The organism is Winogradskyella ouciana, assembly GCF_009709615.1.
In the GTDB taxonomy this organism is placed as follows: domain Bacteria; phylum Bacteroidota; class Bacteroidia; order Flavobacteriales; family Flavobacteriaceae; genus Winogradskyella; species Winogradskyella ouciana.
Map to the genome: position 1 here is coordinate 1 of NZ_WJYA01000005.1, position 19,922 is coordinate 19,922.

General features: G+C 34.9%; 21 protein-coding genes. 4 read left to right on the top strand and 17 right to left on the bottom strand.

The window, feature by feature from the left end; genetic code table 11:
- The coding region (locus F1003_RS07675; protein ID WP_235898296.1) for an FIDD domain-containing protein at nucleotides 1–2,922 on the bottom strand (2,922 nt) is incomplete at its 3' end.
- A 183-nt stretch (nucleotides 2,923–3,105) separates the two neighbouring features.
- Between F1003_RS07675 and F1003_RS07680 the strand changes: the two genes are divergently transcribed.
- The 3 genes from F1003_RS07680 (at nucleotide 3,106) to F1003_RS07690 (ending at nucleotide 5,166) form a co-directional block, all read left to right on the top strand.
- Nucleotides 3,106–4,008 carry a NifU family protein gene (locus F1003_RS07680; protein WP_155088650.1) on the top strand — a complete coding sequence of 301 codons (903 nt, stop codon included), beginning with the start codon at nucleotides 3,106–3,108 and terminating at the stop codon, nucleotides 4,006–4,008.
- A gap of 68 nt (nucleotides 4,009–4,076) precedes the next feature.
- On the top strand, nucleotides 4,077–4,277 hold the full coding sequence (locus F1003_RS07685; RefSeq protein ID WP_155088653.1) for a dodecin family protein: 201 nt from the start codon (nucleotides 4,077–4,079) through the stop codon (nucleotides 4,275–4,277).
- Between the two features lie 76 nt (nucleotides 4,278–4,353).
- The gene (locus F1003_RS07690) at nucleotides 4,354–5,166 is read left to right on the top strand and encodes a mechanosensitive ion channel family protein (RefSeq protein WP_155088654.1); all 813 of its coding nucleotides are present in this window, start codon (nucleotides 4,354–4,356) and stop codon (nucleotides 5,164–5,166) included.
- On the opposite strand, the gene tsaB is transcribed toward F1003_RS07690, so the two are convergent.
- From tsaB to cyoE, 11 genes are all read right to left on the bottom strand, one after another.
- Nucleotides 5,163–5,834 (bottom strand): tRNA (adenosine(37)-N6)-threonylcarbamoyltransferase complex dimerization subunit type 1 TsaB, encoded by a 672-nt coding sequence (gene tsaB, locus F1003_RS07695; protein WP_155088655.1) that lies wholly within the window; start codon nucleotides 5,832–5,834, stop codon nucleotides 5,163–5,165. The two genes, F1003_RS07690 and tsaB, sit on opposite strands and share 4 nt — an antisense overlap.
- Nucleotides 5,835–5,852: 18 nt before the next feature.
- A complete protein-coding gene (locus F1003_RS07700) occupies nucleotides 5,853–7,160 on the bottom strand; it encodes an efflux RND transporter periplasmic adaptor subunit (RefSeq protein WP_155088657.1) in 1,308 nt (435 codons plus the stop codon).
- Nucleotides 7,161–7,162: 2 nt separating this feature from the next.
- On the bottom strand, nucleotides 7,163–8,605 hold the full coding sequence (locus tag F1003_RS07705; RefSeq protein ID WP_155088659.1) for a TolC family protein: 1,443 nt from the start codon (nucleotides 8,603–8,605) through the stop codon (nucleotides 7,163–7,165).
- 139 nt (nucleotides 8,606–8,744) lie between these two features.
- Nucleotides 8,745–8,987 carry a hypothetical protein gene (locus F1003_RS07710; RefSeq protein WP_155088661.1) on the bottom strand — a complete coding sequence of 81 codons (243 nt, stop codon included), beginning with the start codon at nucleotides 8,985–8,987 and terminating at the stop codon, nucleotides 8,745–8,747.
- A 2-nt stretch (nucleotides 8,988–8,989) separates the two neighbouring features.
- Nucleotides 8,990–9,517, bottom strand: coding sequence for a DUF420 domain-containing protein (locus tag F1003_RS07715; protein WP_155088663.1), 528 nt, complete (start codon nucleotides 9,515–9,517; stop codon nucleotides 8,990–8,992).
- Between the two features lie 44 nt (nucleotides 9,518–9,561).
- On the bottom strand, nucleotides 9,562–10,317 hold the full coding sequence (locus tag F1003_RS07720) for an SCO family protein (RefSeq protein ID WP_155088665.1): 756 nt from the start codon (nucleotides 10,315–10,317) through the stop codon (nucleotides 9,562–9,564).
- On the bottom strand, nucleotides 10,310–11,020 hold the full coding sequence (locus tag F1003_RS07725) for a hypothetical protein (protein ID WP_155088667.1): 711 nt from the start codon (nucleotides 11,018–11,020) through the stop codon (nucleotides 10,310–10,312). The genes F1003_RS07720 and F1003_RS07725 overlap by 8 nt, the downstream gene beginning before the upstream one ends.
- Before the next feature lie 94 nt (nucleotides 11,021–11,114).
- The gene (locus tag F1003_RS07730; RefSeq protein ID WP_155088669.1) at nucleotides 11,115–11,561 is read right to left on the bottom strand and encodes a cytochrome C oxidase subunit IV family protein; all 447 of its coding nucleotides are present in this window, start codon (nucleotides 11,559–11,561) and stop codon (nucleotides 11,115–11,117) included.
- A gap of 21 nt (nucleotides 11,562–11,582) precedes the next feature.
- Nucleotides 11,583–12,584 (bottom strand): cytochrome c oxidase subunit 3, encoded by a 1,002-nt coding sequence (locus F1003_RS07735; protein ID WP_155088670.1) that lies wholly within the window; start codon nucleotides 12,582–12,584, stop codon nucleotides 11,583–11,585.
- A gap of 135 nt (nucleotides 12,585–12,719) precedes the next feature.
- Nucleotides 12,720–13,310: a cytochrome c oxidase subunit 3 gene (locus tag F1003_RS07740; RefSeq protein WP_155088672.1), complete on the bottom strand. Its 591-nt coding sequence runs from the start codon at nucleotides 13,308–13,310 to the stop codon at nucleotides 12,720–12,722.
- A 3-nt stretch (nucleotides 13,311–13,313) separates the two neighbouring features.
- A complete protein-coding gene (gene cyoE / locus F1003_RS07745; protein WP_155088674.1) occupies nucleotides 13,314–14,207 on the bottom strand; it encodes a heme o synthase in 894 nt (297 codons plus the stop codon).
- A gap of 148 nt (nucleotides 14,208–14,355) precedes the next feature.
- Between cyoE and F1003_RS07750 the strand changes: the two genes are divergently transcribed.
- Nucleotides 14,356–15,246: an MBL fold metallo-hydrolase gene (locus F1003_RS07750; RefSeq protein WP_155088676.1), complete on the top strand. Its 891-nt coding sequence runs from the start codon at nucleotides 14,356–14,358 to the stop codon at nucleotides 15,244–15,246.
- Here the strand turns inward: F1003_RS07750 and F1003_RS07755 are convergent.
- The 5 genes from F1003_RS07755 to gcvH all read right to left on the bottom strand — a co-directional run bounded on the left by F1003_RS07755 (nucleotide 15,243) and on the right by gcvH (nucleotide 19,897).
- Entirely contained in the window at nucleotides 15,243–17,345 is a 2,103-nt protein-coding gene (locus F1003_RS07755; protein ID WP_155088678.1) for a gliding motility protein RemB, read from the bottom strand. The genes F1003_RS07750 and F1003_RS07755 overlap by 4 nt on opposite strands.
- Nucleotides 17,346–17,455: 110 nt before the next feature.
- On the bottom strand, nucleotides 17,456–18,250 hold the full coding sequence (locus F1003_RS07760) for an energy transducer TonB (protein ID WP_155088679.1): 795 nt from the start codon (nucleotides 18,248–18,250) through the stop codon (nucleotides 17,456–17,458).
- Between the two features lie 119 nt (nucleotides 18,251–18,369).
- Nucleotides 18,370–19,098: an energy transducer TonB gene (locus F1003_RS07765; RefSeq protein ID WP_155088680.1), complete on the bottom strand. Its 729-nt coding sequence runs from the start codon at nucleotides 19,096–19,098 to the stop codon at nucleotides 18,370–18,372.
- 63 nt (nucleotides 19,099–19,161) lie between these two features.
- A complete protein-coding gene (locus tag F1003_RS07770; protein ID WP_162306932.1) occupies nucleotides 19,162–19,506 on the bottom strand; it encodes a VanZ family protein in 345 nt (114 codons plus the stop codon).
- 10 nt (nucleotides 19,507–19,516) lie between these two features.
- Nucleotides 19,517–19,897 carry a glycine cleavage system protein GcvH gene (gene gcvH, locus F1003_RS07775; RefSeq protein WP_155088683.1) on the bottom strand — a complete coding sequence of 127 codons (381 nt, stop codon included), beginning with the start codon at nucleotides 19,895–19,897 and terminating at the stop codon, nucleotides 19,517–19,519.
- Nucleotides 19,898–19,922 lie beyond the last annotated feature (25 nt).

Genomic DNA, 19,922 nt, shown 5'->3' on the forward strand with positions numbered 1-19,922 from the left:
CGCGTTCTTGATGCCCAGGTCGATCTCTGTTAATCCGTCTGGCACACCGTCGTCGCATACCTCAAGTGGCGTCGGTGACACCAAGGTTGGGAGGGGATTTACTATTAAATCAAAAGTCGATTGTGAACTGCAATTTGTGTTAGTATTTGTCAATACCGCTACAATTTCCTGTGGATTACTTATATTGGCATAAAGCCCAATTATTTCGTTGCTATTTGTGTTGGCATCTGACTGGTTTGCAAAGTAGCTCACTGTTACATTTACTTGACCATTCAGAACCTCTGTATCTTTTGTAGTCAGGTCGAACAGCTCCTGTCCATCACCTGGGTTGTCGGCATCGCATAATTCGTAAGAGCTTACGGATGTTGTTATAGGTAATGGATTTACTATTAACTGTAACTCCGTAGTATCAAAACATCCTGCTGCGTTCTCAATTCGAGCATAGATCGTTTCGCTTCCCGCTATCATATTGGTATAAAGTGTTGGTAGCACCCCTGTACCTTGTATAGCGTCATTTTCAGTTGCATGATAGGTCACCGTGACACTAGTCTGAGGCCCTATCACTTCAGGGTCCTTTGTGCTCAAATCAAATTCTGCAAATCCATCGGAATTATCATCACAGACCTCATATGGCGTTGTCGTATTAGCTACTGGGTTATTTAATACTTCTAATTCTAAGGTTGTGACGTTGTAACAATCTTGATTATTGATTAAATCTAAACGAACATATATTATTTGACTATTAGCAGTTGCATTTGTATAAGGTATTGGTAAAGGAGAAGTATCTGTTTCAGCATCCGTTTGAGTTAGATGATATGTTACATTTACATCGCTTGGGTTGTTAGCACCAATAACTTCAGTGTCTCTATCTGTTAGTATAAATGGAGCAAAGCCATCTCCGTCGTCATCACAAACCAGTAAAGGTGTAACCGAATTATTAATAGTTATTCCACTAACTGTTAATTCAAAAGAGGTTGTAGCAAAACATTCTTGGGAACTATCTGCGATACGAGCCCATATAATTTGCGGATTAGCTACATTTTCATAGATTGTCGATAGAGCTCCGACATTATCAATTGCATCTTGTTCGGTAAGGTGATAAGTAATAATAAAGTCGCTTGGGTTTTGTGTACCTAAAATATCATCATCATTATCTGATAAATTAAATTCTGCTGTTCCATCGGTTTCGCAAATTGACAAATTTTGAGCTGGATTAACTTCAGGATTAGGTTTAAATTCAACAAAAATAGAATCTGAAGCTTGGCAAACACCAGTAAAAATGATATCGACAGAATAGGTTCCTGTTTCTGACACATCGATTGTTGGGCCTGTCTCCCCTGCTATCTCAACTCCATCCAAATACCACGTATGTGTTGCTGTCGTAACGCTTGTATCTAATGTAATTGAACTACCGCCACACTCGGCAGTACCGGCTTCAATTGTAATATCTTCTCCTAAATCACCTCCTAAATCAAAACTTCCAGCTTTTAAAAATACACCAGTGTCATAAATATTGTCCCTATCGTCTGCTACAACTAATTTAATAGTATAATTTTCACCAGGTGTCACAGCTGATTGCGCTGTAAAAACAGTTGTTCTACCATCAAAAGAAATCGGAGGGCCATTATTAGGTATATACTCTCCAAAAAATTGAGGGTTAGCCGCACCACACGTACCGTTATCTGGATGAATATTAGTAACTAAAATAGGAGTTGTAGTACCTGGCAGTACCGCCAAGTTTGTTGTAACGCCACTGGAATCAGTTAACAAAAATGCAAATGCATCAGAAAATTGACATTCGAATCCGCCCATATCATATTCTTCTGAAGCCATGATAAAATCAAAACTGATATTATCGGCCAAGGGAGTAAAATCGAACTGGATAAAAGTAGCATTATGAGAATCTACACCTGCTATTTGTGCATTTAAATCGGCATCTCCTGGCCAAGCATTGGTTCCATCGCCTAAGAAGTTATTGTTTGGACCTCTAGCTCTACTTGCATTACCACTGGTTAGTAATATTCCATCTTCAAAAGGAAAATCAATCCCATTGCTGAAAAAATAGCCAATTCCATTTGGTTCTGCAGGGTTAAAATCAACACCTGTTGATGATATAATATTTGAGACCGTAGCACAAGGACTATTTACGAGCACATCTTCAATCAATTCTTCGGGAGTGAATGTATCCTGTTCTACGACAACATTTGGCCCTAACACAAAAACGGTAATGGTTTCTACACCTGTACATCCTTGAGGGTTATCATCAGTCACTGTTAATGTAACTGAATAAGTTCCTGCGGTTGCGAATGTATTAGAGACATCTGTACCAGATGCTGAATTACCATCGCCAAAATCCCAATTATACGTAGCGTTGGTTCCATCATCAGAGAACGTTGCGCTTCCTGAAAAATCTACAGATTCTCCTGGTAAAATTCCAATAACACCCGAGCCATTAGGTGCTGGATTGGTACTGTCTATAGAAGCAATTATATCCTGGCAAGGTGTTGCACATAATATTTCTGCTTCCCAACCTAATGTATTTCCAGAACCATTAGTTGTAAATGTTATTGTTAAGCAACCCGATGTATTACTTGTTGTAGCCGAGACCGTTCCAGGTGAATTTACACCAGACCAAGTCCCTAATACCGCAGATGAAGTATCATCACCATCGTATATAGTTATTATATCTAAATTTTGTTGTGTACTAAATTGTAGAAAATTGAGTATTAAGAACTCATTAGCATTTTGAGGACAAATGGTTGTTGTAAAATTTTCGTTATTACCATAGTTACCAAATTCCCCACCAGAATCAAAAAATCTATCTGGCGCACAGCGGTTAAATGTTCCATTTTGCATTGAAAGATCTTGTGATAATCCAATAAATGAAACGATTAGGGCCGCAACAAAAAATATCTTTTTCATAGTTAGTTAGGCTTCATTTAACAGTATTGTTTACAGGTGTTAAAACCTATATTCAATTCCGTTTCTGTAAATGAGGACGAAATTTAATCAAATTATATGAATTGACTTAAGAATTCAGTTACAAAACATAATATATAAGATGAACGTTTCATCTTGATATTTCATATTTTTGCAAAAAAAAAGATGCCAAAGACAAAAATCACCATAGTTCCAACTTCTAACGAAGCGATATTAAAGTTTGAAGCTGATCGGTTTTTAACCAATCACAATAGTTTTGAATTTAATAATATTGATGACGCCAAGCATTCCCCATTAGCGCAACAGTTGTTTTATTTACCTTTTGTAAAGAAAGTCTATATAGCTTCTAATTTTGTGGCTATTGAGCGATATAATATTGTTGAATGGAACGACGTACAAGATGAAGTTGCCAAACAAATTGAAGATTACATATCTAACGACGGAATTATCGTCACGGAAGAAGCAGTAAAACCCAAGGCCGCTGTAACGGTTTATGCCGAAAGCACACCTAATCCGAGTGTTTTAAAATTTGTTTGTAACAAAGTATTAGTTCCAGGTTTATATGAATTTACATCCATAGAAGAAGCAAAACCTTCTCCTTTGGCAACAGCATTATTTCAGTTTCCGTTTGTAAAAAACGTTTTTATGGAAAAAAACTTTATTTCCATTACAAAGTTTGATATTATCGAATGGGAAGAAATTACGCTTCAATTACGCGAGTTTATAAAATCTTATGTTGAGGACGGCAAAACCATTTTGAATGATGATGCTCCTAAGCAACTTAATAAAACTGAAGAGGCTATTGAGCAGAAATTTGAAGCTTTGGATGATACTTCAAAAAATATTGTAAATATTCTAGAGGAATATGTTAAACCAGCTGTAGCTAGCGACGGTGGTAATATAGAGTTTAAGTCCTATGATGAAAACACTAAAAAGGTAGAAGTTTTGCTTCAAGGTGCCTGTAGTGGTTGTCCATCTTCCACCTTTACTTTAAAAAATGGAATTGAAAGCATGCTAAGAGAAATGCTCAACGATGCTGCTATAACCGTTGATGCTATTAACAATTAGTTAACGACATTTCGTTTATGTTTTCTTATATTGATTTAAATAGAAAAATTAATTTAAAATCATAAAAAATGGCAGTATTAAAAGTATTGGAAATATTAGCAAACTCTGAAAAAAGTTGGGAGGATGCAACAAGAAAAGCGGTAAAAGAAGCTTCTAAAACAGTAAAGAACATACGATCTGTTTACATAAACGAACAGACGGCTGTTGTAAAAGGTAATGATGTCACTGAATTTAGAGTCAACGTAAAATTGACATTTGAAGTCAACTAAATCATTTATTAAACTATATGATAACTCGGTTTTATTACCGGGTTTTTTTATTTAACTAACTATTAATTAAACGTATATGGAAACACAAAAATGGATTGACGAAGGCTATAATATTATTATTGAATTCGCTCCTAAGCTATTAGCAGCTATACTTATTTGGATTATAGGTCTTTGGATAATAAGCTTATTATTAAAAGGAATTAGAAAGGCAATGAATAAAGCCAATTATGACGAAAGTTTAAAGAAGTTCTTGTCTAATTTACTTAACTGGACGTTTAAAATCGTATTAGTAGTTATAGTACTTGGTACCGTAGGTATTGAGACAGCCTCATTTGCTGCCGTAATTGCTGCAGCCGGTTTGGCCATAGGTTTAGCACTACAAGGTTCTTTAGGGAATTTTGCAGGAGGAGTTCTAATTATGATTTTTAAACCTTTTAAAATTGGAGATTTTATAGAAGCTCAAGGTGAGTCTGGTACTGTAAAAGAAATTGAGATTTTTACAACCAAACTAACAACTCCTGATAATAAAGAGGTTATTTTACCCAACGGGAGTTTATCTAACGGTAATATCATTAATTACTCCACTGAAGATATGAGGCGTGTTGATATTACTTTTGGCGTCGGTTATGATTCTGGCATCAAGCAAACTAAAGAAGTAATTATGAGTGTTATTGAACGACACCCGTTAATTCTAAAAGAACCATCTCCAGCAATTCATGTTTCTGAACTTGCGGATAGTTCCATCAATTTTTTCACTAGGGTTTGGGCTAAGACTCCAGATTATTGGGCTGTAAAATTTGATCTCATTGAACAAACAAAAGAAGCACTTGATGCTGCTGGTATTGATATACCTTATCCGCATACTGTAGAAATACAGAAGCAAGGTTAACTCTTCTTTTTTAGAGCTACAAAATCCTTTAAATAGTAGGGTTCAAAATAGGCGACATCTTCAGTGTCGCTTTTTTTATACTTTAATTCTGAGAGCATTGCCATTTCGTTTGATGATGGTAATTTACCTTCAATAAAAACAGCATTAGGATGGCTTATAAGGCTTTTGGTTTTTTCAACTCCGTTACCAATAAAATAAACCTTTCCTTTATTTAGTAATTCACTATAACTTTCTTCTGTGAGAATTTCGGCTTTAATTTCTCTTTGCAAATCGAGATTGGTATTATAAACCGCTGAATACACTTCCATTCGTCGTGCATCTAACATTGGGATAACATATCCGTTGTCAATCTTTACCTGATTTGCTAAGACTTCTAGTGTATTTATAGCCAACAAAGGCTTATCTAAAGCGAAACACAAACCCTTGGCTGTAGATACGCCAATACGCAAACCCGTATAGGAACCCGGTCCCTTACTCACTGCAACGGCATCAATATCAGTAGGATTTAATTTGGCTATTTTAAAAACTTCATCTATAAAAATATGTAAAGTTTCGGCATGAGAATACCCAGCACTTTTGTCTTCCTTTAAAACTAAAGTCTCTCCATCATTAGATAGAGAGACTGAACAATTAGTAGTTGCTGTTTCTATGTTTAGCACTAAGGCCATTAGTAGATATCTGTTAAATTACTCTTCTTCTTTGTCCTCAGAAGTGCTTACTTGATTATTTTTTTCTTCAATTAAATCTCCTGGATTTAAAGTTTTAGAGACTACATTGTATGGTCCTGTTATAATCTTATCGTCTTTACTCAAGCCAGAAACAATCTCAATATAGGTATCATCCTGTATGCCTGTTTCAACAACTTTAAGTTTCGCTTTACCTCCATCATTGACAAAGACACATTCAAATTTCTCTTCATCTACTGGTGTCTCGCTATTTCCCATTTCAGGTGATTTACCAAAAGGTTTCTTAGTAGCACTAGTATCGGTTTTTATAACGATGGCGCTAATTGGCACAGCTATAGCATCTTTACGTGTTTTAGTAATGATGTCAACTGTAGCTGTCATACCTGGTCTAAAAGGTGAATAGGTTTCTGGTTTTCCTTCAGTTAGGTCTTTATATGACTCCTCAAGAATTCTCACCTTAACTTTAAAGTTTGTGACTTGGTCTGCTGCTAAATTACCAGCCGCAGAGTTTGCTATTTCTGTAACAATACCTTTAAATTCCTTTTTTAGATAAGCATCTACTTCAACAATCGTTGAGTCTCCGATACTCACTTTTACAATGTCATTCTCATTAACATCTACCTCAACTTCCATATTTTTCAGATTGGCTACACGTAAAATTTCGGTACCAGCCATCTGTTGTGTACCTACAACGCGTTCACCCAACTCAACATTGAGCATAGATATAGTACCGCTCATAGGAGCATAAATCGTAGTTCTGGTTAAATTGTCTTTAGCCTCATTTACCGTTGCTGCTGCACTTTGCACACTATAATAAGCCGAACTTTTATTAGCCTCGGCTGTTTCATAAGCTGCAATGGCTCTGTCCCAATCTGCTTTAGAAATCACCCCTTTTTCAAAAAGAGTTTTACTTCTATCGTAATCTGCCTTGGCTTGTTTTAGGTTTGCTTCTGCCTGCTCCAATCCTGCTCTTACATTTTGATAAGAAGCTTGAGACCTACTTACTGCTGATTGAATTAAATCTGGATTTACTCTAACTAATAAGTCACCTTTTTTCACTTCTTGACCTTCCTTGAATGGCAATTCTAAGATTTCACCAGATACTTCTGAAGATATCTTAACCTCAACTTCTGGTTGAATCTTACCTGTAGCTGAAACGGTTTCTACAATATCCATAGTAGTAACCTCTTTAACAGTGACTTCTTTAAAGTTTCCCTTTTTTCCGAACCATCCCATTTTAGATCCTGTAACTAGCAAGATAAGTACAAGAATGACGATTCCGATGATAATTTTTACTGTTTTACTCATAATTAAAATTTTAATTCAGTTGCAGGAATTCCAAAATATAATTCGATAACCTTCAATTTAAATATGTAATCGTATTTTGCTCTGTTTAATTCAATTTTTGCATTATCGTACCTTAGTTTAGATTGACTAAAGTCAAATGCGTTAGTTAGCCCAACATCATAGCGTTCTTTGGCGTAATTGTATGCTAATTCTTGAGACTCTAAAGCTAATTGTGCTGCTTCATAAGATTTTAAAGCTCCTTTGGCATCCACATACGCTTGATATACAGTTGACTCTAAGTCCAGCTCTGCCTGTTCTAATTGAAATTTAGAACGTTCTAAACCTACTCTACTTCTCTGTACACTAGCTTTAGTATTAAACCCATTTAGAACAGGAATATTAAGTTGAAGCCCATAACCAATACCATCGTTCTGATATAATTGATCTACAAACGGATCAGCGGCTACCTCGACCGGAAATGTATTTGGAAACGTTCCGACAACGGCTTGCCCAGTATCTTCGACTGTACCTATTTGTTGTGTCACTGTAGGGTTATCTGGATCTATCTGCTGAATGAATCCTGGTGTATTTGCATAACGTGTATTATATCCAAAAAACGCACCTAATGTTGGCAAATTAGCACCTTTAGCGATTTTTAAGTCTATCTCAGCTAAATCTACATTTTGCTCTGCTATTTTAATTTCAGATCTATTTTCTTTTGCAGCCGCAATAATTTCTTCGACATCTCTACTTGCAACGCCATCATCAACAATATTATAGCCCTCATCCTCAATATCAAAGTTTTCGTAATCCTTAATTAAAAGTAATTGTGCAAGACTTATCAAAGATATCTGTACGTTATTCTCTGCATTGATTATTTGTTGTTGCTCACTAGCGTTGGTCGCTTGTATTTCTAACAAATCACCTCTCGGTAATGAACCCGCATCAACCAACTCTTGAGTTCTTTGAATCTGCTCTTGAGTCACTTCATTTTGCGATCTCAACACCTCTAAATTGGCTTTATTCAAAATAACAGTTAAATATCCATTAGCAACAAAAAGTGAAATGTCATCTTTCATCTTATCTAAACGATACTGACTTGCCAATTTAGACATATCTGCACGTTGTAGTTGTCTAATATTTCTAAGACCGTCAAATAAAGTATAACCTATATTAATATTTCCAGATGCAGAAAGGAATGTTGTTGTCTGTGCATTATTGGTAATAGGGTTGAAACTTAAACCCGTATTCTCAGAAACACCAGCTCCTAAGTTAAGACTTGGAATAAAATTACCCTTAGCAGTGAGCTTTTCTATTTCTGCTAATTCTATATCCAGTTCGCTTTGCTTTACTGAGATATTATTTTCTAAAGCATATTGAACGCACTCCTTTAGTGTCCATTTTTTATTTTGCGCTTGAGCAAAAACCCCTAAAAGAAGTACTATAATTATGGTTGATTTTTTCATGATGTCTATTTGTCTATATAAATGCTAAAGTGTTACACTATTAGATTAAAATCTGTAATAACTAGTAAATTTAATTATCACAGGCCTTTATAATCTTAAATTTATGAGACAACAGTAAGACTATAAAGCTCATAAAATGTTACACACTTTCTTCTGTATTTTTAGGCTTTAGCGATTTATTATACGTCCTATATGCTATATAGCCTAATACACCGACCAAAATATAGGGCACTGCCATAAGAAACATAATCCCGTCATTAATGCCTTCTGCCGCTGATTGATCTTCCCCACTTTCTAAAACAGCTCTGCACATAGCACATTGTGCTGACCCTTTTAGGAAAAAGAGACAAGAAAAAAGAAAAAAGATGGCTTTGCGTTTCATGCTTATGCGTAAAAAGGTGAAATCATAATGTAAACCACAACACCTGTTACGGCTACATACAGCCAAAGCGGAAAAGTGATTCTGGCAATCTTTTTGTGACGCTCTATATTATTGGTAATGGCTCTTACGTATGTAATCAGCACAAAAGGAATAACAGCTACAGATAATATTATATGGCTAATTAAAATGAATAAATAAATCCCTCTGTAAGCTCCTTCATACGATGTAGAATCACTTGTCATGTGATACAAAACATACATTACCAAGAATAGCACAGATAAAATTATGGCAAATTTCATTAAGCGTTCATGAAGTTTTATTTTTCCATTTTTTATCATAATAAATGCAACTATCAATACTAAAGCCGTTAATGCATTAATCGTTGCATAGATAGGCGGTAAAAATACAGGAAGTTCCATATCTATTTTTACACCAAATAATAATGCTACAACTAATGGAATTACTATTGAAAGTATTACGATCCATTTATTGTATTTTTTTTCTTTTGCTATGTTGGAATTTAAATTCATATATTTTCATCTAAGACCTTTCGACTGTGCTCAAGGTGACACATTTATTCTTTTAACAGTTTAGCAATATCTTCTTTTAAGATGGTGATTTCTTGTGGAATTCCATCCTCATCCGTTCCGTCAGCTTCAGGAATTAACCCATTATAAAAAATTAAAGGGTTACCAAAACTATCTCTTCTAGAACGTATAAAACCTTCTTTATCTATTAACGCAAAATTTCCTGAATGCTCAAATCCGCCCTCAACAGTTTCATCCTTGGCCGTGTAGAGGTTAAACCCTTCGTTTGCCAATTTATAAATAGCGTCTTCATCTCCTGTCAATAAATGCCAGTTAGGGTTGGTAATACCATAATGGTCGGCATAGGCTTTTAAAACTTCTGGTGTATCAATCTCTGGAGTGATTGTAAATGAGGCCACACCAAAGTTTTTAAAATCTTTAAAATGGTTTTGAACCTCAACCAAATTACGATTCATTATAGGACAAATCGTTGGGCAAGTGGTAAAGAAAAATTCAACCACATAAACTTTACCTAAATAATCTTCATTGGTAATTGTTTGTCCTTCTTGATTGGTAAAACTAAATTCTGGGACTTTTTTTGGTTGACCATTAATTTCAAGGTATGCTAAATCGCTTTTGGTACTTTTTGAACCCACTTCAGTGGAAACATCTTTACTTCGGATTCCATCTCTTGTAATATCATCGTTGGTTATTCTTTCCACAATCTTTGGAATGAAAATAATTCCAAAGATTAGAATGACAAATGCAATACCTACATAAGAATAATTTGTTTTCTTACTCATCACTTTGTTTTATATCATTTTCGCGCCTCTTATTAGATTCATCAAAATCCCCTTTGCGCTTGTCTCTGTATTCTTTAAACAAAACACGCATATCTTCTGCTGCCATTTTATTTTTTAACTCTGCAACTTGTATACAATCGTAGTCATAGAGTCCATAAATTGGCTCTTCGTTCTCTATCTGTTTATCTGTTCTATCGTCTAAACGTCCTCTTTGTTTTAAGTCTTTATCTACTATAAATACTGAATTGCAAGCCAAGTTGTTGTCCAATTTTACATCAGATTTTAAACTATTGAAAACTCTTTCAATTTCAGAGTCATCAGCATATACCATGTGCCAAAACCTTAAGTCTTCGTAAGATTTAATTTCCGTGAGTAATTCCTCAGCTTCTTGTTTAGCTTCATGAGGTAACATTACAACGACCTGAAAGGTTTTAAAACCTTTGTTTCTGTCATATACCAGCTCCTTTAAATTTAAAGCTGCAATAGAGTTATTCATTGGTTTTTCACCCAAAAAGGATAATACCGTAATATGGTCTTTTAATTGAATACTATCTCTGTTTGCTGGTAATTCGGAAATATTTTCTTTTACAACATCTAAAGGATTATAGTTTTCTTTAGAGAGCAACATTATGATAATGAACGCTACAGGTAAAAAGAACAAAATGCTCAGAATAATATAGCGTTTTCTTTTACTTATTTCCATACTGCAAAAATAAAAAAGGTGGTTTAGAAAAACCACCTTTTAATATGTTATTTAACACTTTAACAAGCTAAGTGTTATCGTAAATATTTTGAGTTTAAAAATCTCTTTTAATTATAGCTTTATCATTATTATATACATCAAATACATAACCACCTTCTTGCAATAAGATAAAGATTAAATAACAGATTAAGAAAACTGCTGTCCAAACCACCATACGTCTTAACGCTTTGGTTTCATCTCTCATGTGCATAAAGTCCCAAGTAATATAATATGCCTTTACTATTGTTAAGAGAATGAAGATTAGATTTAAGGGCTTCATATAAACGAATGGTGACAATATGATATTTGCCAAGGTTGCAAAAAAGCCACCTTCAATAGGGTTAATCCATACGCTCATTAAGACGTCTGGTTTGTAAATACCAAGTACAACCTCTATAGCAGTCACAAAAGTTAAGAAAATCAAAACTCCCCAAATCTTTTGTGTGTTAGACTTAAATTTCCAAAGTCCTCTAAATATTTCTAATTTATGTTCGTGTGCCATAACTGAATCTTAAATGCTTTTTTAAACTAAGTAGAAGAATGTAAATACAAATACCCAAACTAAATCGACAAAGTGCCAGTACAATCCAACTTTTTCAACCATTTCATAGCTTCCTCTTCTTTCGTATGTACCGAGAATAACATTAAAGAAAATAATAATGTTAATCACTACACCAGAAAATACGTGGAATCCGTGAAAGCCAGTAATAAAGAAGAAGAAATCAGCAAACAATGCTGTTCCGTATTCATTAACATGCAAATTAGCACCTTTAACAACCAATTTTCCGTTATCTCTTATTTGTTTTAGGGATTCTTCTCTAGAAAGTACTGTTTTTTCGCCCTCATCATTAATGATCTGGGTTCTTACTAAAATATTGTCATTAGCAGCTAAGCCTGTGTAAATCTCATTGACTGTGTAAGGTGGCAAACTCGCTTCTTCTCTAAACCATAAACCATTACTACGCTCATGCTCAACACGAACATCTGGAATTGACACAGCAAATTCATCTATTGAAATACGCTTAAACTTCTCTTCACCATCAACATTAACATACTCGCCAAACTGTAAAATGTTTCCACCTTTAGTTTGTACAGCTCCATAATCTCCTTGTATAAATGTTGCCCATTCCCAAGCCTGAGACCCTACGAATATCGCACCACCTATAATGGTTAAGAACATGTATAAGGTAACTTTGGCTTTGTTCATATGATGCCCTGCATCTACAGCTAATACCATAGTTACAGAAGACATAATAAGAATAAATGTCATGAATGCTACATAGATCATTGGTAATTCCTGTCCATGTAAAAATGGAACGTGGGTAAATACCTCGTCTGCAATTGGCCATTCTTTTATAAACTTAAATCTAGAAAAGCCATAAGCTGCTAAGAAACCAGAAAATGTCAGTGCATCAGAAACAATGAAAAACCACATCATCAACTTACCATAACTTGCCTTAAGCGGTTGATTTCCGCCTCCCCAAGTTTTTCCTTCTGTGCCAGTACTTGCTACTGTAGAATCCATAGAAATTATTTAAATTTTAAGATTGGACAAAAATAATCAATTTATTCATCTTTAGAAATACCAATGTGTAAATTTTGAAGCTAAGTCTAGAGCTACTCTAATTAACCATTTACAGTATTAAAAAATATATTATAATTATTTAAAAAAGTAAAGGAACAAAAACAGGCAAATCCACAGTATATCAACAAAATGCCAAAAGTTACCTGCCAATTCTAAACCTAACATATTGTTGGCACTATACTTCTGTTTAAAATGATTATAAATTACAACTAAAAGACATATAAGCCCTACTACAACGTGAGCAATATGAGCCGCTGCAATAAAATAAATATATGTCACCGTAATATTACTAGATGACCCTGTAAAATAGTGACCATCTTCAATTATCTGATTAAAGCCTTCAAATTGATTGAAAATAAAAACCAAACCAAGAACAAATGTTGTCATTAACCAAACGCTGGTCATTTGTCTATTGCCATGCTTTAAGGCGTTCTTGGCCAATATAAACGTGAAGCTACTAAGTACAATAACCGCTATACTGATAAGAAATGCACTTGGCAAATCAAAGTTAGTCAGCCAATCTTTATCTAAACGTTGCTTTTTACTCACCAAAAATGCACTTGCCCATGCAGCAAATGACATTATAAGCGACCCTATACCAAACCAGAGCATCATCTTTTTAGATCTTACTCTTTTTTCTTCTGGTGTTCCTTCTGTTAAATCCATTATTTATCTCAAAAATTTATCCGCTACATATATAATCTGAAGCATGGTAATATAAAATACACTCGATAGCATTAGCTGCTTAGCCGCCTTTGCCGTTCTCTGTTGAAACAATCGCATTGCAAATATCAACATTAGCATTCCTAACATAAAGACCAGTATTGCACCTACTATTGATAATTTTAAATCACCTGTGAACCCTAATACCGGAATAATAGATACCACAACCGTCCATATACAATAAACTATTATCTGTACAGCGGTCCCTTTGTCTGGTTTACCTGTTGGCAGCATAAAAAAGCCTCCTTTTTCGTAGTCTTCATATAAAAACCATCCTATGGCCCAAAAATGTGGAAACTGCCAAAAAAACTGAATCGCGAACAGCGTTCCTGCTTCAATACCAAAACCATTTCGCGCTGCAACCCAGCCTAACATAAATGGAATCGCTCCTGGTAGAGCTCCAACAAATACTGCTAAAGGTGTTTTGGTTTTTAAAGGCGTATAGACACTAGTATATAAAAATATGGATATCGCTCCCCACATTGCTGTTTTAGGGTTGATAATATACAAGGTGATAATACCTAAGACAGTAAACGAAGTTGCTATAATGAATGCCGTATTTACAGACATTCTACCTGCAGGTATAGGTCTATTTTTTGTTCGGTCCATCAACGCATCTAAGTCGCGCTCAATAATTTGATTGTAAGCATTAGATGCACCAACCATAAAATAGCCACCTAAAGCTAATAGAATAAGGGTTGTATAATTTATAGTTTCAGCACTAAGAAGATAACCTGCAAGTGCAGAAAACACCACACTTATGGACAAACCCATTTTAGTGATTTCCTTAAAATCAGTAACCACAGAAGCTTTTGATAATGAAGATTTTGTATTAGCCAAATCGTTAGCGTTTTGTCCTATTCTTAGCGAGTGCAAAGATACTCTGAAATTTAATTTTAACCAACGTAAGACCTAGTTTTAATTTTGGTTTATAAAGTAGCCCAATAATGCTTATTTTTATAAGACTAAAGCACATAAAATTCATATTATGAAATCTTCTCAATACATATTGATTATTCTATTTCTTTTTTCAACCTCAATATATGCTCAAGGTCGTTTTGATAAAGTAGAAATAAAGACAACTCAACTTTCTGAACATACCTATATGCTCGAAGGGGCTGGAGGCAACATCGGTGTTTCGGTTGGTGAAGATGGTGTTTTTATTATTGATGATCAGTTTGCTCCTTTGTCTGAAAAGATTTTGACTGCTATAAAAGCTTTAACTGACAAGCCTTTAAAATATTTGGTAAATACGCATCATCATGGCGACCATACAGGCGGAAACGAAAACATGGCTGAAGCTGGAGCCACAATAATTGCGCACGACAATGTAAAAAAGCGTTTGCAGGATAAACAACGTGATGGAAGTTATAGACCTGAGGAAGCTTTACCTGTTATTACCTTTAATGACAAACTCAGTATAACTATTAATGATGAAAGTATAGCTGTATTTCACGTTGCAAATGCGCATACAGATGGTGATGCCATTTTATATTTTACCGAAAGTAATGTACTTCATACGGGAGACACTTATTTTAATGGCCGATATCCTTATATCGATTTAGATTCTGGAGGAAGTGTAAACGGTTATATTGAAGCTGCAAAACGTGGATTAATGGTCATTGATGAAGACACCAAAATTATTCCTGGTCATGGTAAAGTATCCAATAAAGAAGAATACAAGGATTTTTTGACCATGCTTGAAACTATAAGGGACAAAGTTCAAAAGGCAATTGACAATGGCAAAACCGAGGATGAAGTTAAAACAGACTCAAGCATTACTAAAACTTATGACGATTTAGGTTATGGGACTGGTTACATTAATAGTGAGAAAATGCGATTGACTTTTTATAAAAGCCTGAAAGAAGACAAGTCCTAAAAATCATTATACCAATTAAACAAGTCTGTTCTTACACCAATGCTAAACCAAAGTGTATTTGAATCCATTGTTGTTGCTGTAATAGCTCCAGGATTAAAATCCCTGAAAATAATATTGGCAAATAGTTTTAAGTTGGTTTCAGGATTTACCAAATAACCCATTTGCTGTTCCCACATAAAGCTATTGGTTTTATTTCCCTGTCCAATGGTTATACCTGTATCACCAACACGATCATTTTCGTTGGTGTAAATATCTCCTCCATAAGCAAAACTGTCTTCTTCTGTATTAAAGTCAAAGCCTCGTTGTCCTATGATTATTTTGGCATCTGCAAACCAGCGTTTGTAATTATATCTTCCTATTAACACCAACTCTCTGAAGTTAGCTCCCCAAAGATGTGCCATAGGCTGGTTAAAATGTCCGTAATTCAAAATTTCGGTATTATGAGAATAGGTATAAGGACGTACTTGGTTGTACTCAGCTTGCAGTAATAAGTTATCCACCTTAAATGCGTTAAAGTATTTTGCTCCTAATTGAAATCCGAATTTGTTCTTCCAACTTTTATTACCACCTGTAACATCACTCAATGAGAATTCATCTATAATGAACTGACCATATAGATTTACTTTGTTATTCCATTTATATTTTCCGCTTAATCCCAAAATGGCATTACCAGCTCCTTGACCAGTCTGAAACTCAATGGCTCTAAAAAATATAATTGGATTTAAATAGTTGACATCAAATCCTCTACCATTGTCGTCAGCCCACATTACAGATTCAAACAATCCGATGTTTAAACGCTTAGATACGTTCCAACTCAAATAATGGTTTGCCATATACTTGGTTAAAAACGCTTTATCCTCAACCACTTCTGGGCGTACATCTTTTAACCACATCCAAGTACTCGTATATTTAATTTTCCAAAAACTGGCATTCAATTTTAAAAACGGATATGGGCTGGCAACATCACTTTGAAGTAAAGAGCGATAACCATCACCAATAAAATTTTTCCCATGTCCGAATTGGATATTTAAAATGTCGGCTGGTGTATAAGATAAATAGGCTTCTACAACAGGATAATCGTATGAATTTTCCTTAAAACGTTTGGCAATTCCACGACCAGGAATTATTGCAGGATCTGGACCAAAAGCTCTCAGGCTTTCAGCATAGCGGTTAAAATAATCCGCAAAACGTCCTTGACTTTCATAAACCGATGCAGATAAATTAAATCGTTTTCCTAAACCTGCCTGTATAAAAACACCTCTGGTATTATTCCAAGTGCCATCATCAGCTTCAGAGTCAGCACCAACTTGTAAATCTAAAATAGGGTCTACCGTAAACCAATAGTCTTTACCTTGTACCTCTACCAAGTGTTCATTGTACAACTTTCTACCCAACCAAGAATCAGTTTCTTTTGCTAGACTTTCTTTTTCTGCTTTAATGTCATAATATCGTGCCACATCACTATACACAAATGGCTTTGCAGCAGTGTGGCTATTAGTGCCAATGGCGTTCATTTCATCATCAAAACGCGCATAATATGAATGTGTAAAGGGTATATTTAACTGACTACTATACTCTAATTTTTCGTAAGGCTTTAACTCTGCATTTACGGCATCAAACTCATTGGATAATGTGGTATTGAGGCTAGCTTCATCAGATTTTGGCTCATCGTTTGACTCTATGGTTTCCTTAACAGGCTCTGTCAATGGAATAGAAATACTTAAACTGTACTGCACAAAGGTGGGCTTACCATTGTAAGTGGCGGGTTTAATTTTTGGCAATACACCAAACACACGTTTGGTTTCTTCTTTTAATTCATCATAAATGGCATCTACATATACCACTTTAAACTCACCTTTCTTATCAACTTCGAACAACACCTGCACATCACCTTTATACTCTTCGTCAGTGACAATTTGAGGCACTTGAAAGTTTTTAAATATGAAATTATTTAAGGTGTAATTAAAACAAGGCTTTAATTGCTCTAAGGCTAACGAGTCACATTCACTAAAAACAGGTGGTTTTTCGTATGTAGAAAGGGTTTGAGTATTACCTATTAATGAAATGAATAAAAAAGTTACAAGCCAAATACGCTTCATGGAAAAGACAGAATTTACTGGTCGAAAGATACTCAATTTTTTTAGTAACCCTAAAACAAAAACCGTTACCAAAAATGATAACGGTTTTAATTATTTTAAAGTGTACTTCTTTAATTTTTTATATCAAAGACAATTGGTAATGTATAAATAACACCTACCGGCTGATCTCTTTGATAACCTGGTTTCATGTGTGGTATTTTATCAATAACACGTTTTGCTTCTTTTTCTAATTCAGGATGAGGTCCTTTTATTTTCACATCAGTAACATGTCCGTTTTTATCTACGGTGAACTGAGTGTGAATTCTTTGAAATCCTGTTATGCCATATTCTTCAGCAATACCAGTATTGAATTTTTTACCTACCAATTTGTTTATCTTATCAGACATACATTGCCTCTTGTCTTCATTGGTTTTCTTTTTTTCGCAACCTGGGTGGACTGGCACTTTTTCAATTTTTGAAAAAGGGACAAATATCTCTTCCTCTATGGGTTCATCATCTGGTAAACTATCCGGATCAACAGGTTTAGTTGTTGTATCTGGCGCGTCTGGAGTGAAGATCTTAGCTTCGATCTCTGGAGTGTTATTCTCAACTTCCTTAAACTTCTCAGTCAAGACCTTACTGCGTTCAACTTTAGGTTCTGGTTTCTCTACTTTTACTTTTTCCACCCGATAGTTCGGTGCTACATCAATTGTAGCAACTTCGTCAATTGTTACAGTATCAGGAATAATTTTCTTTTCCTGAAACTGCATTTCAAAAAGCGAATATGTGCCCAATAGACAAAGAATCAACCCTATTTGAAAATATAGGGTTGAGTTTTTTTGTAAATTTGCATCATGCTTTTGTGACTTCTTTACTTCTTTAGTGTTCTGACCAACACCATTGAAGATTTTTTTAGAATTTTTCATAATACGTATTATTTAAAATGTTAATATTATGATAAAGTCACAATAAGCATACCAAAAAGAAAATCCCGTCCAATTAATTTTGAACGGGATTTTTGATATTTAAAAAAGTTATTTCTCTTTTAGTCTTGTACTTGGAACACAATAGGAATAGAGAATGGCATTACCACTGCTTTTCCTCTTTGCTTACCTGGTTTCATTTTAGGTAATTGACCTATAACACGTTTAGCTTCTTTTTCTAGACCTGGGTGTGGTCCACGTGCTACAATACTTGTAACATTACCAGCTTTATCTACCTTAAACTGTACAAAGATTCTTTTTCTACCTGGAGGTAAACCTAAATCACTTGCTAATTCGGTGTTAAATTTCTTATTAATGAACTTGTTTACCTTTTCATTCATGCAATCTTTCTTTGCGGCATTTCCTTTTTTGTTTTCACACCCAGGAAATACAGCCACATTTTCAATAACATGGAAAGGTACCTCAATATCTTCTTCTACTTCTTCTACCTCTACCTCTTCTACTTCAACAATCTCTGTATCCATTTCAGTTTCGGTAGATTCAATTACTGTTTCCTCTACTTCTTCTTCATCCTCTACAACTTCAATAATTTCTGGAGCAGCAGGTGGTGGAGGTGGTGGAGGTGGTGGAGTAATAATCTGTTCTGTGATTGGTATTTCTTCTTCTAAATCATCATCTAAGTTAAGCGTATCTGCAACAATATCGCTCTTATCATACGTTTTGTAATTGATTGCCATGTAGGTGATACCCAGCATTAAGGCAAGACCAACAGCAAAATAGAGAGAGCTGTTACGGCTTACATCAGATTTTGGATTCTTTTTAGGTTCCATAGTACTTTCTTTTATAGTGTTGCTAATTTAACTAAATAATAGCTAAAAAAGCAAAACTTCAGTTTATTTTAACTTAATTATATTTAATCTAGCTGCAATTAATGTGCCAATGATAACTCCTAAACAGTTTGCCATTAAATCAAAATTATCATATGTTCTGTTTGGGTTGAGCTGATGCTGAATGAGTTCTAACAATATTCCAAATAAAATTAAACCGATTAATACAATTGTTAAGGTGTACTTTTTTTTGATGGGTTTAAAATAGGATATCCATAAAACCGCTAATCCAAAATAGGCGAAAAAATGATAAATTTTATCATCGAAAGACGACCCAAGACTTGGCACTCCGCTTAGGTTGATTAAGCTCGCAATAACCAGAGCTACGGTATAAATTACCGTTACTGGCAACAGCAATTTTTTAACCACTTATAATGGCTTTATAATCGTCTGCTGAAAGGAGATTGTCTATTTGGGATTCGTCAGAGAATTTCAATTTAATCATCCAACCATCTCCGTAAGGGTCTGTATTTACCTTCTCTGGCTCATCTTCTAAGCTTTCGTTAAACTCAACAATCTCTCCAGAAAGTGGTAAGAACAAATCTGAAACCGTCTTTACAGCTTCAACAGTACCAAACACCTCTTCAATCTCAAGCGTTTCATCTAAGGTATCTACTTCTACATAAACGATGTCCCCTAATTCTCCCTGCGCAAAATCAGTAATGCCAACGGTTGCAATATCGCCTTCTATCTTAATCCATTCGTGGTCTTTGGTGTACTTTAATTCTGATGGTATGTTCATTCTTTAGTGTTGTAATATATTAATG